This window comes from Streptomyces sp. NPDC034043 (assembly GCF_055575675.1).
On record NZ_JBVISF010000024.1, the window covers coordinates 15,017 to 27,197 of the forward strand.

At 74.5% G+C, this 12,181-nt stretch carries 12 protein-coding genes; 4 read left to right on the forward strand and 8 right to left on the reverse strand.

Annotated features, from left to right (window positions below):
• Positions 1–7: 7 nt before the first annotated feature.
• Positions 8–499, reverse strand: a complete 492-nt coding sequence (locus ACZ51S_RS32575; protein WP_388942269.1) for a DUF2771 domain-containing protein — start codon at positions 497–499, stop codon at positions 8–10.
• Positions 500–599: 100 nt separating this feature from the next.
• Positions 600–1,976, reverse strand: coding sequence for an MFS transporter (locus ACZ51S_RS32580; RefSeq protein WP_468480078.1), 1,377 nt, complete (start codon positions 1,974–1,976; stop codon positions 600–602).
• A gap of 372 nt (positions 1,977–2,348) precedes the next feature.
• On the opposite strand from ACZ51S_RS32580, the gene ACZ51S_RS32585 reads away from it, so the two are divergent.
• A complete protein-coding gene (locus tag ACZ51S_RS32585; RefSeq protein WP_388942263.1) occupies positions 2,349–3,281 on the forward strand; it encodes a DUF3027 domain-containing protein in 933 nt (310 codons plus the stop codon).
• A 57-nt stretch (positions 3,282–3,338) separates the two neighbouring features.
• Here the strand turns inward: ACZ51S_RS32585 and ACZ51S_RS32590 are convergent, their stop codons facing one another.
• The 3 genes from ACZ51S_RS32590 to ACZ51S_RS32600 all read right to left on the reverse strand — a co-directional run bounded on the left by ACZ51S_RS32590 (position 3,339) and on the right by ACZ51S_RS32600 (position 6,711).
• Positions 3,339–4,361: an RNA polymerase sigma-70 factor gene (locus ACZ51S_RS32590; protein ID WP_468962864.1), complete on the reverse strand. Its 1,023-nt coding sequence runs from the start codon at positions 4,359–4,361 to the stop codon at positions 3,339–3,341.
• On the reverse strand, positions 4,361–5,554 hold the full coding sequence (locus ACZ51S_RS32595) for an NAD(P)/FAD-dependent oxidoreductase (RefSeq protein WP_468803694.1): 1,194 nt from the start codon (positions 5,552–5,554) through the stop codon (positions 4,361–4,363). The genes ACZ51S_RS32590 and ACZ51S_RS32595 overlap by 1 nt, the downstream gene beginning before the upstream one ends.
• A gap of 110 nt (positions 5,555–5,664) precedes the next feature.
• The gene (locus ACZ51S_RS32600; protein ID WP_468480075.1) at positions 5,665–6,711 is read right to left on the reverse strand and encodes an SMP-30/gluconolactonase/LRE family protein; all 1,047 of its coding nucleotides are present in this window, start codon (positions 6,709–6,711) and stop codon (positions 5,665–5,667) included.
• A gap of 76 nt (positions 6,712–6,787) precedes the next feature.
• Here ACZ51S_RS32600 and ACZ51S_RS32605 point away from each other — a divergent pair, with 76 nt between their 5' ends.
• The 3 genes from ACZ51S_RS32605 to ACZ51S_RS32615 all read left to right on the forward strand — a co-directional run bounded on the left by ACZ51S_RS32605 (position 6,788) and on the right by ACZ51S_RS32615 (position 9,758).
• Positions 6,788–7,483 (forward strand): GDSL-type esterase/lipase family protein, encoded by a 696-nt coding sequence (locus ACZ51S_RS32605; RefSeq protein WP_468962867.1) that lies wholly within the window; start codon positions 6,788–6,790, stop codon positions 7,481–7,483.
• Between the two features lie 59 nt (positions 7,484–7,542).
• Complete coding sequence (locus ACZ51S_RS32610) at positions 7,543–8,532, forward strand: aldo/keto reductase (RefSeq protein ID WP_468803697.1); 990 nt, start codon at positions 7,543–7,545, stop codon at positions 8,530–8,532.
• A gap of 242 nt (positions 8,533–8,774) precedes the next feature.
• A complete protein-coding gene (locus ACZ51S_RS32615; protein WP_468479405.1) occupies positions 8,775–9,758 on the forward strand; it encodes an MmcQ/YjbR family DNA-binding protein in 984 nt (327 codons plus the stop codon).
• Here the strand turns inward: ACZ51S_RS32615 and ACZ51S_RS32620 are convergent.
• From ACZ51S_RS32620 to thpR, 3 genes are all read right to left on the reverse strand, one after another.
• Entirely contained in the window at positions 9,721–10,281 is a 561-nt protein-coding gene (locus ACZ51S_RS32620; protein WP_468479404.1) for a YbaK/EbsC family protein, read from the reverse strand. The genes ACZ51S_RS32615 and ACZ51S_RS32620 overlap by 38 nt on opposite strands.
• A 34-nt stretch (positions 10,282–10,315) precedes the next feature.
• Positions 10,316–11,185: a dimethylargininase gene (gene ddaH / locus ACZ51S_RS32625; RefSeq protein WP_468479403.1), complete on the reverse strand. Its 870-nt coding sequence runs from the start codon at positions 11,183–11,185 to the stop codon at positions 10,316–10,318.
• Positions 11,186–11,502: 317 nt separating this feature from the next.
• Positions 11,503–12,057 carry an RNA 2',3'-cyclic phosphodiesterase gene (thpR, locus tag ACZ51S_RS32630; protein ID WP_468962869.1) on the reverse strand — a complete coding sequence of 185 codons (555 nt, stop codon included), beginning with the start codon at positions 12,055–12,057 and terminating at the stop codon, positions 11,503–11,505.
• Positions 12,058–12,181: the final 124 nt, after the last annotated feature.

Consider the following 12,181-nt stretch of genomic DNA (forward strand, 5'->3'; position numbering starts at 1 on the left):
CCGTCCGCTAGTTCTTCAGCTTGAGCTTGAAGGACCAGACGGATAGGGGCTTGCCGTCCTCGCCGACCTGGACGAAGCCCAGCAGCTTCGACTGGGGCGCCTCGCCCTGGCCGCCGGTCGCGAAGACGTCGGCGCCCTGGAAGCTGCGGTAGGTGTTGGCGGAGGGCTCGGTGATCGGCTGGCCGTCGAGGACCGCCTGCCACTTCTTGCCGTCCTCGACGATCTCGGGCTCGACGCCCAGGCGCAGCGTGTCCCCGCGGCCGTACTCGATGGTCTTGGCGTTCTTGGGGTCCGTCAGGCACTCCTGGACCCTGTCCATGGAGAGGTCCTTGCCGTCGGTGCGGCACTCGGACTCGGCGGACACCGACGAGCTGCCGACGGTCACCGTCGCGAGCGGCGTCGGCTTGTCGCAGGCGGACAGGAGGAGGAGGCCGGCGGACACGGCTCCGAGGGCCGCGACGCTGCGGCGGGCCCTACCCGGGAAAAGCGGTGCGGTCATGAGCCGAAGGCTATCGGGCCGGTGGGCCGCACCGCCGCACGGGGGTCCTGCGGCGGGGCGGGCCGCCCCGGCGGGGCTCCCGCGGGCCGGACCGGGGCCCTTACGCCACCCGGGTGCGGGAGGAGCCGTGCTGCCGTTGGTGGTGCGGGGAGGTCAGGAAGCCGCGCAGGGCCATCAGGGTGCCCAGGGCGACCACGGCGGCGGCCACCGACATGCCGAGGACGCCGTTCAGCGGCAGGGCGATCCCGATCGCACCGCCCATCACCCACGCCACCTGGAGCAGCGTCTCCGAACGGGCGAAGGCCGACGTGCGCACGGCCTCGGGCACGTCGCGCTGGATCATCGCGTCCAGCGACAGCTTCGCCAGCGCCTGGCAGAAGCCCGCCGTGCCGGCCAGGAAGGCCATGAACAGGCCGCTGAACAGGATCGCCGCCACGACCGCCACGCCCAGGGTGACCGACAGGACGGACGCGATGATCGCCTCGGGCGCCCGGGCCCGCAGCCACGCCCCGACGGCCGTCCCGCACGCGTTGCCGATGCCCGCCGCGACACCGACGATGCCCAGCGACACCGCCGCGCTCTGCCCGGCCAGCGGGTGCTCGCGCAGCAGGAACGCCAGGAAGAAGATCAGGAACCCGGACAGCCCGCGCATCGAGGCGTTCGCCAGCAGCCCGCACAGCACCGGACGGCTGACCGTCCGCAGCCCCGGCCGCTTCGAATGCGCCTCGTGCGTGGACAGCCGCGCCCGGCGCTCGCCCTTCGCCTCGTCCACCTTGTGCGGCAGCTGGAACGCCGCGAAAGTGCCCCAGACGAAGATCGCGCAGGCCCCGTACAGCGGCCACGGAGGCCCGATCGTGTGCAGTCCGGCCGCCACCGGCGCCGCCGCGCCCGTCGCGAGCAGGCCCGCCAGCGTGACCCGGGAGTTCGCCTTGACGAGTGAGAACTTCGGCGGCAGCAGGCGCGGGACCACGGCACTGCGTACGACGCCGTACGCCTTCGAGGCCACCAGGACGCCCAGGGCCGCCGGATACAGCTCCAGCCCGCCCGTGGCGACCGCGCCGGACATCATCACCGCCAGCAGCGCCCGCGTCAGCATCGCGCCCGCCATCGCCGCCCGCCGGCCGTGCGGCAGCCGGTCCAGCAGGGGACCGATCACCGGGGCCAGCAGGGTGAACGGAGCCATGGTGATCGCCAGGTACAGGGCCACCCGCCCGCGCGCCTCGTCCGTGGGGACGGAGAAGAACACCGTCGAGGCCAGCGCCACGGTGATCATGACGTCCCCGGCGCCGTTGATCGCGTGCAGTTCGATCAGCCGGCCCAGTCCCGACTCACCGGCCCCGTGGGCGTGCGTGGCACGCCGGATCCCGCGCGCCGTACCGGTGAAGGGGAGGTGCAGGGCACGCCCGACAGCCCGGCCGGCCCGCCTGGCCGGTCCCGAGCCGTCTGCGGACGACCGTGCGGGTGCCACGTGGCCCATAGTGCCCCAAGAGGCCGTGCGGAACCCCTCCCGGCACGTCCCCGGTGCGTCTCCGGGAGGTGCCGCACGGACCCGGCACGCCGGCCCCCCGCGCGTGCCGTGTCCGCGAATCGGACCTCGCATGTGGGCCGAAGGCTTCGGAGGAGGTAGCGTGCGTAGCGCGCCACCGGCGGTTGCACTTGGCCGCGCGCCTCTTCGTGATCCCGCAGAATGGATCACAGTGGGGTGCGCCCGAGGCCGATCGGGGCGCGGACGTCGACGCGGCCCTCTGGTCCGCTCCGCCCGCGCTACGTACGGACGAGACCGACGGGTCGTTGTGGACGACAGTACGGACGGCGCACTCGTGAGACGGCGTAGGAGAGAACGAGACCTGTGAGTGCTGCGACGACGCGAAGCCGTACCCCGCGTACCCCGCGTACGCCCGCCCCGGACCGCCTCTGCGCCGAGGCGGTGGAGTTCGCCCGTGCGGCGGCCGAGGAGGCCGCCCACCCCGGTGTGGTGGGCGCGCACGTCTCCGCCGTAGCGGAGGGCGACCGGGTCGTGACGCATTTCTTCGAGTGCAAGGAACCGGGCTACCGCGGCTGGCGCTGGGCCGTCACCGTGACCCGCGCCTCCCGCGCGAAGAACGTCACCCTCAACGAAACGGTGCTCCTCCCCGGCGACGACGCGCTGCTCGCCCCCGAATGGGTGCCGTGGAGCGACCGGCTGCGCCCGGGCGACATGGGCCCCGGCGACCTGCTGCCCACGGACGCCGACGACCTGCGCCTGGAGCCCGGCTGGTCCGGTGAGGACACGCCGCCGCCGAACTCGGTGGTCTCCACCGAGATGGCCGAACTGGTCGAGGCCGAGGACGCCGACGTCACCGACCGGGTGGTCGCCCCGGCGCGCGGCTCCATCACCGCGGTGGCGGAGGAGCTCGGCATGCGCCGCGCCCGCGTCCTGTCGCGGTACGGGCTTCACACGGCGGCCGACCGGTGGGACGAGGCCTTCGGCGCGAAGACCGCGATGGCGCAGGCGGCGCCCGCGTCGTGCGTCTCGTGCGGCTTCCTCGTCGCGATCGGCGGCTCGCTGGGCCAGGCCTTCGGCGTCTGCGCGAACGAGTTCAGCCCGGCGGACGGCCGGCTCGTGTCCCTCTCGTACGGCTGCGGCGGCCACTCGGAGGCCGCCGTCATGCCCAAGCCGCCGCGGCCCGCGCCGCCGGTACTGGACTCGATGGCGACGGACGAGTTCCCGCTGCGCCCCGTCCCCGACACCGGCTCCGTGCCCGCGGCGGACCTCCCCTCCGCCGACCTGGGGCACTCGTAGCGGGAACGGCGGCCGGCGGGCCGCCGGGGGCGGGCACGCCCGCCCCCGCGACCGCCGTCACCGCAGGGTGAGCGCGGTCTCGGCCTCGATCCGGCCCAGCTTCTCGGGGTTGCGGACGTAGTAGATGCCGGTGATGCGGGCGTCCTGGACGTGGAACACCATGACGCCGTCGAGCTCCCCGTCGAGGTACGCGAGGAACGCCGGGCTGCCGTTGGCCACCGTCGGGGTGACGGTGAGCCGGCCCGCGACCTTGCCGGTGCCGCCGAGGATGAAGCGGCCGACCTTGCCGGCGCCGACGACGGGGCGCAGCGCGGCCCGTTTGACCCCTCCGCCGTCGCCCACCAGGACGACGTCGGGGGCGAGGACGTCGAGGAGGCCCTGGAGGTCCCCGCTGTCGAGGGCGTGGCGGAACGATTCCAGGGCAGCCCGGGTCTGGCTCGCGGACACGGTCCGGCGCGGGCGCCGGGCGTCGACGTGGCGGCGGGCGCGGTGCGCGATCTGCCGTACGGCGGCGGGGGACTTGTCGAGGGCGGCGGCGATCTCGTCGTAGCCGACGTCGAAGGCCTCGCGCAGGACGAAGACGGCGCGCTCGGTCGGCGACAGCGTCTCCAGGACGAGCATCATCGCCATCGACACGCTCTCGGCGAGCTCCACGTCCTGGGCCACGTCCGGCGCGGTGAGCAGCGGTTCGGGGAGCCACTGGCCGACGTACGCCTCCTTGCGGCGGCTCAGGGCGCGCAGCCGGTTCAGGGACTGCCGGGTCGTGATGCGGACCAGGTAGGCGCGCCGGTCGTCGACCCGCTCCAGGTCGACGCCGGCCCAGCGCAGCCAGGTCTCCTGGAGGACGTCCTCGGCGTCGGAGGCCGAGCCGAGCATCTCGTAGGCGACGGTGAAGAGCAGGTTGCGGTGGGCGACGAAGGTCTCGGTCGCCGTTTCGCCGGCGTCGCCTCCCCCGCCGGCGCGGCCGTGGTGGCCGTCGTGGTCCGCGAGGTCCTGCTCGTCCGTGCCGGTCGCTCCGTCCATGCCGTCCATGCCGCTGGTGCCGTCGTTCCCGCCGGTCCCCGTGTCCGCCGCGCGCATCAGACGGCCGCCGCTTCCGCCGTGTCCCGCGCCCGGAGCTTCTTCTGGCGTGCCGGGCCGCCGGAGATGCGGTGGAGGCGGTAGCCGCCGGGCTTGCGGGCCTCGTCGGCGAGGTGCTGCACGACGCCCTTGCAGACGGCTTCCTTCATCGTGGCGCCGGGCCGGCCGTCGATGTGGAGCCAGATCGCGGAGTCGCCCCGGTCGGCGAACTGGAAGATGCCGTCGTGGCGGCCCAGGCTGATGCACTGGGCGCCGAAGGCCTGCTTGAGGGTGCCGGGCCGTTCGCCCGCCAGCCGGCTCAGGACGGTGTCGGCGGCCCGCGCGCCCAGGGGCATCGCGGCCTGGCAGCTCATCCGCAGCGGCACGCCCGAAGGCGCGGCCGAGTCCCCGGCCGCCACGATCCGTACGTCGTCGACGCTGGTCAGCGTCTCGTCGGTGAGCAGGCGGCCCGCGTCGTCGGTGGTCAGCCCGCTGCGGGCGGCCAGGTCGGGGACGGCGAAGCCGGCGGTCCAGACGGTGACGTGGCTGGGCAGTTCGCGGCCGTCGGCGAGGCGGACGGTGCGGCCGGTGACGGTGGTGACCTCGGTGCCGGGGCCGTCCACGACGGTGACGCCCAGACGGGCGAGGCGGCGGGCGACCGAGCGGCGGCCGCGGGGGTGCAGGTAGGGGCCCAGGGCGCCGCCGCAGACCAGGGTGACGGTGCGGCCGGTACCGGCGAGTTCGGCGGCGGTCTCGATGCCGGTCGGGCCGCCGCCGATGACGGTGAGGGGAGCGGTGGCGGGCGCGGCGTCCAGGACGGGGCGCAGCCGCTCCACGTCCTCGAGGGTGGCGACGGGGTAGGCGTGCTCGGCGGCTCCGGGTACGCGCGGCTGTGCGCCGGTGCTGCCGACGGCGTAGACGAGGTAGTCGTAGCCGAGGGCGGCGCCGGAGGCGAGGTGCAGGGTGCGGGCGGGGGCGTCGATGCGGTCGACGGTGTCGACGGCCAGGCGTACGTCCTCGGCGAGGACGTCGCGGTAGTCGACGACGGCCGTGTCGGTGCCGCCCACCAGCTGGTGCAGGCGGATGCGGTGGACGAAGGAGGCACGCGGGTTGACCAGCGTGACCGTCACCTCACCGCCCAGCGTCAGACGGTTCGCCGCCATCACGCCCGCGTAACCTCCGCCGACCACGACCACACCCGTCTTTTCACTCATGGTGTCCTCCTCCGGTTCAGGGCTTCGGACACAAGACACCGCGGAACCGGCGCGTGTGACGCAGTGTGAGGCAGGTCACCTTCAGGCGGCTGTACGCGCCTCCGCGCGGCTCAGGCCTTCGGGCGGCGGCGGAACAGCCGCTTGCCCGCCAGGACCACCGCCGTGCCCACCGCGAGGACCAGCGCCCCCTTGGCGAAGCCGCCCGAGTCCTGCCCGGCGGGCGCCCCCTGCGCACCCGGGCCGGCGGGCCCGACGGATCCCGGGGCCGCGGGCTGCTGCGGGGAGCCGGGGCGGGCCGGCCCGGACGGTCCCCCCGCCGGTGCCACCGGTACGGCCACCACCCTGCTGTTCGCGCCCTCCGCCCCGAACATCAGCGTCCGCCCGTCCGGCGCGTACGTCACGGACTCGGCCTGGCCCTGCCAGGGCGCGTCCACCCGCTCGCCCGCGCCGTCCGGGCGGCCGCCCTGCCAGGCGTACGTACGGGCCGTGAAGTACCCGCGCAGCGTCAGCCGGGTCCCGTCCGGCGAGAACGCCCCGTCCGTCACCCACGGCACCTCCGCGATCCGGCGGAAGACGTTGCGCCCGTCCGCCGACAGCCGCTCGGGGCCCTCGTACAGGCCGCCGCCCTGCTCGTTCTTGCTCGCGATGTACACCCGGCCCGTCACCGGATGCACCATCAGCGCCTCCGCGTTGCGCGGCCCGTCCGCGTAGGACACCGTGAACTGCTCCGCCCTGACGGTCTGGTCGCCCAGTTCCGCCGGCTCCTGGAAGCGGTAGATCCACACGCGGTCCCAGGTGCCGTCCCGGTTGTCGCCGATGTCCCCGACGTACAGCCGCCCGTCCGGGCCGAGCGAGATCGCCTCCACGTCGCGCGGGGTCCCGGTCCCCGTCAGCGTCACGCGCGCGACGGTCCTGCCGGTCGCCGAGTCCACCGCGTACACGTACGGGCCGTCGTCGCTGTCGTTGTGCGTCCAGTACACGCCCGGGTGGATCCGGCTGGCCGCGAGCCCGCTCGACTCCTTGATCCGCGGGTCGGCGATGGTGAACCCGGAGGCGGTGCCGGACGCGGCGGGGGTTTCGGCCGCTGCGGCGGCCCCCGGCAGCAGGGCGAGCACGAGAGCGGCGGGAACGGCGGTCGACCGGGGCAGCAGGCGCATCCCCCAAGCCTGCCAGCCCCCCGGGGGTGTCCGGCATCACAGGGGTTCCCGCGGTGTGATCCGCGATGATGACCGGATGCGTTTCATGTTCGTCGGCGACTCCATGACCATCGGACGCGCCGGCGACTACACCTGGCGCTACCGGATGTGGCAGCACCTCGGCGCCACCCTCGGCGAGGCCTCCTTCGAGATCGTCGGCCCGCGCACCGGGCTGTACGGCACCGAGGCCGGCACCGGCACCGGCTCCGGCTATGCCGCCGCGGACTTCCCCGAGCCCGCCCGCCGGCACCTCGCGGGCTGGGGCGAGGGCTGGCAGCACATGGCCCCGCTCATCGGGCCCGCCGCCGGGGACGCCCGCGCCGACGTCCTGCTCGTCTCCCTCGGCCTGATCGACCTCGGCTTCTACACGCGGGCCGACCAGACCGCCGACAACGTCCGCCGCTTCGTCGCGGCCGCCCGGGAGGCCCGCCCTGCCGTCCGGATGGTCTTCCTGCCGGTGATCCCCAACGTCCGGGCCGAGGAGGACGCCCCCTTCGCGGCGGAGGTCGCCCGGTTCAACGAGCTGCTCGCGAAGGCGGTGGCCGACCTCACCACCGACGCCTCGCCGATCCTGCTGGCCGCGCGCCCGGAGGCGTACGACATCCACCGCGACACCTACGACGGCACGCACCCCAACGCCTCGGGCGAGCACCGCCTCGCGGGCGAGTTCGCGGCCGTCCTGCACCAGGCCTGGGGCATCGGCGGCCCCTACCGTCCCGCGCCGGACGCGTAACTCCCCTCCTGGGAAGGGGTCTTGCCTGGAGCGCACTCCAAGCAGTTGGCTAGTGGCCCATGAAGTACACGCAGCTCGGACGCACCGGTCTCAAAGTCAGCCGCCTCGTACTCGGCACCATGAACTTCGGCCCCCAGACGGGCGAGCCGGAAAGCCACGCGATCATGGACTCGGCCCTGGACGCGGGAATCAACCTCTTCGACACGGCCAACGTGTACGGATGGGGTGAGAACAAGGGCCGCACCGAGGAGATCATCGGCACCTGGTTCGCCCAGGGCGGCGGCCGCCGCGACAAGACGGTCATCGCCACCAAGGTCTACGGTTCCATGTCCCGCGAGGGCGAGACCTGGCCCAACGAGGACCGGCTGTCGGCGCTGAACATCCGCCGGGCCGTCGAGGCCAGCCTCAAACGGCTCCAGACCGACCACATCGACCTCTACCAGTTCCACCACATCGACCGCCGGACCCCGTTCGAGGAGATCTGGCAGGCCGTCGAGGTCCTGGTCCAGCAGGGCAAGATCCTCTACGCGGGCTCCTCCAACTTCCCCGGCTGGAAGATCGCCCAGGCCAACGAGACGGCCGCCCGGCGCGGCACGCTCGGCCTGGTCAGCGAGCAGTGCCTCTACAACCTCTCCGAGCGGCGCGCCGAGATGGAGGTCATCCCGGCCGCCGAGGCGTACGGGCTCGGGGTCATCCCCTGGTCCCCGCTGCACGGCGGGCTGCTGGGCGGCGTCATCAAGAAGGAGGCCCAGGGCGGCCGCCGCGCCTCCGGGCGCTCCGCGGACGCCCTGGCCAACACCGCGGTACGGGCGCAGATCCAGGCGTACGAGGACCTCCTCGACAAGCACGGCCTGGAGCCCGGCGAGACGGCGCTGGCGTGGCTGCTGACCCGGCCCGGCGTCACCGGACCCATCGTCGGCCCGCGCACCGCCGGGCAGCTCGACAGCGCCCTGCGCGCGCTGGAACTGGAGCTCTCCGAGGAACTGCTGCGCTCCCTCGACGAGATCTTCCCGGGACCGGGCCCCGCCCCGGAGGCCTTCGCCTGGTAACCGCCGCACCCCCGACGGGCACCGCCCCGCCGGCGCTGCGAGCGCGGGCGGGGCGGGCGGGTACGGGCGTGCGCGGGGCGGCGGGCGTACGGGCTACTGACCCACCGCGGCCGCCACCGCCACGACGACGAACATCAACACGAGCACACCGGCCATGACACGGTTCCTGGTCTTCGGGTCCACCCGTCGAGACTAACGCCCTCCCGCCCCCGCCCCCCGCCGGGGGCTGCGAGACTTCCGTCATGGTCACCGTCGACGACGTACGGCGCCTCGCGCTCGCCCTGCCGCGCACCGAGGAGCACCTCATCCGCGACCGGGTGAAGTTCCGCATCGGCCGGATCGTCTACCTCGCCCTCTCCCGCGACGAGACCGAGCTGGGCTTCGCCTTCCCCAAGGAGGAGCGGGCCGCGCTCGTCGCCTCCGAACCGGAGAAGTTCTCCCTGCCCGGCGCGGGCGACATGCGCTACCACTGGGTGCACGCCCGCATGGCCGCCCTCGGCACCGCGGAACTCGGCGAGCTCGTCACCGACGCCTGGCGGATGTGCGTACCGGCCAAGGTGGCCCGCGCGCACCTGGAGGACGCCCTGCCGCCCGCGCCCGGACTCGACCGGCTGCGGGCCGCCGCCGCGGTGTTCGGGGAGTTCCCCGGCGTGGACCGCAGCTGGCACGCGCTCGTCGCGGACACCGCCCCCGGCCTCGACCTCTCCGGAGCCGCGCACCGCACCGCCCTGCACCGCTGGCTCAACGCCTGGGGCTGCCGCATCCGCTACCCGCGCGAGGGCGAACCGGACCCGCTGGGAGCCGGCCTCGACGCCTGGTGGGCCCGGCACGTGCTGCCCGCCGCCCCGCTCGCGGCCCTGACCGACCGGGAGATCGGCGTGCTCGCGGCCGCATACGCGGACTTGGCCGCGCTGCCGCTGGGCCGGCGCACCCTCGGCCCGACGGCCGCCGCCAAGGCCCTGTTCGCGCTGCGCCCGCGCACGGTCATGCCCTGGGACGCGGCCATCGCGGCCCGCCTGCACGGCGGCCGCGACGAGCGGGCCTTCGGCCGGCACCTGCGCACCGGCCGGGCCTGGGCCCGGGCCGCGCTGGCGGAGAGCGGCCTCGACGAGGACGCGCTCACCGCCGGGCTGGGCCGGCCCGGGCTGCCGCTGGCCAAGGTGCTCGACGAGTACCTCTACGTCACCCTCAGCCACTCACCGCAGAAGGCACAGGTACGGGCGTAGACGCCGACGCCGACACCAGTGCCGGCTCCTCGCTGATCCGGGCCGTCCTCGGCCGTACCAGCGCCCGGTAGCCGCTGGTGCGCAGGGCCACCGACACGTCGAGGCGGCCCGCGTTGAACCAGATCTCCTCGTGCTCCAGCAGCGCCGGGTCGACGACCACCTCCACGGCCGGGTCGAAGCTCACCGGCATGATCGAACCGCTGACGCAGCCCGTCAGCTCCTCGGCGACCTCGCGGACGGCGAAGGAGGCGTTCGTGCCGCCGTACTCGTCCCGTACCGCCTCCAGGTCGACGCGGCAGTGGCCCGGCACCACGGCGATCACGTAGCGGCGCTGTTTGCGTCCCAGCGCGACCCTGATGACCAGGCACTTGGCGGCCTGTTCCAGGCTGTGGCCGCGTATCAGGCTGGCGAGGTCGGTACGCCCCTCCGGGGAGTGGCGCAGCAGCCGGTAGTCGGCTCCCGCGTCGGCCAGGAGGCAGAGCAGGCGGGCGTGGCTGTCCGCGATCGCGGTCGCAGAGGTCACAACGGTCCTTTCCGGAAACTACGTCGGTGGTGACTCAGCGGTCGCGCAGCTCCAGGGTGCAGCACTTCACGCTGCCGCCCGCCTTCAGGAGTTCGGAGAGCCCGACCCCCACCGGCTCGAAGCCGCGCGCGCTGAGCTGGGCCATCAGGCCGGTCGCCGCCTCCGGCAGCAGCACGTGGCGGCCGTCGGAGAAGGCGTTCAGCCCGAAGACCGCGGCGTCCTCGGCGGTGGCGAGGATCGCGTCGGGGAACATCGTGCGGAGCACGGCCCGGCTGCCCTCGGAGAAGGCGGCCGGGTAGTACATGACCTCGTCGTCGGAGAGCACGGCCAGGGCCGTGTCCAGGTGGTAGTACTCCGGGTCGACGAGGGTCAGGCTCGTCACCGGCAGGCCGAAGAACTCCTGGGCCTCGGCGTGCGAGCGCGGGTCGGTGCGGAAGCCGGTGCCGGCGAGCAGCCGGCGGCCGACGGTGAGGAAGTCGCCCTCGCCCTCGTTGACGTACTCGGGCCACAGCACCTCGCGGTAGCCGCGGCGCCGGAACCAGCCCAGGTACGCCGGTCCCTCGGCGGTGCGCTGCGCGTGCCGGAACCGCGCGCCGTAGACCTTGCCGTCGACGACGGTGGCGCCGTTCGCGGCGAACACCATGTCGGGCAGGCCCTCGACGGGGTCGATCTCCTCGACGGAGTGGCCCAGTTCGCGGTACAGGTCGCGCAGCCGCTCCCACTGGCGGACGGCGAGGGCGGGGTCGGTGCTGTGCTCCGGGTGCATCCAGGGATTGATCGAGTACGTGACGTCGTAGTGCCGGGGCCGGCACATCAGCAGCCTGCGGCGGGTGGCGACGCGCGCGGGGGTGGCGGGCGCGGTCGTCGTCGTGTGCGGGGCCGTGGTCGGCTCGGTGAACGGCACGGGGACTCCTTCGAGGGTGGCCGGAGGGACTCCGGGCCGCCCCGCGGGGTGGTGGCGGGGCGACCGGTGGTGCGGTGCGTGCGTGCGTCAGCGGGCGGCTTGCCGGATACGTGTCCGGAGCATGCCGGGATCGCCTCTACTGCTTCTGTTTCACCGGAATCCGGATTCCGCGCCCCGAAGTGCGGGCTGCCGGGGGATGAACCGTGCCGGAACGCCGGGCTCGCGGCGGGGCTCGCGGCCGGTATCAGGGGGTTTCGGCCGGGATTGGCCGGGGATCGGCCGGGGCTCTCAGCCGGGCTCCGTCGGTCTGGCCGGGCTCAGCCCGAGAGGGGCCAGGCCTCGACGACCTCGTAGCGGGGCTGCTCGCCGGGGACCCCGGCGGTGGGGAGGTTGCTGCGGACCAGGCTGAGGGTGCCGACCTGCCAGGGGGTGCCCTCGAAGCCGGCGAGGGCGTTGAGGCAGGGCCGCAGGTCGGTGCCGGGGCGGCCGCGGGCGAGGGTGAGGTGCGGGGTGTAACGGCGGTGGTCCTCCATGGGGACCCCGGCGCGGCGGGCGGCGGCGTGGGCCCGCTCGGCGAGCAGCCGCAGCGCGTCGAGCCCGCCGGCGGCGCCGGTCCACAGGGTGCGGTCACCGAAGTGGCCGATGCCGTGGAGGCGGAGCGGGAAGGGGGTGCTGCGGTGTGCCGCGCGGGCGAGGCGGGCGTACAGGTCGGGGAGGAGGGGGTCGGGGACCTCGCCCATGAAGGCGAGCGTGAAGTGCCAGCCCGCCTCGCCGGTCCACCGCAGCCCCTCGGGGCACGGAGCGTCCGCTAGCGCGGCGCGCAGTTCCGCGGCGGCGCCCGCGGGGGGCAGTACGGCGGCGAACAGTCTCACGCCTGCGACCCTATCCCCGGCCCGGCCCCCGCACCGCCCGGCGCGGGGCCCGCGCGGAACGGCGTACGGCGGGGAAGCGGGGACGGCCTCGCGGGCCGCCCCCTCCCCGCCGGGTGGCCCCCCG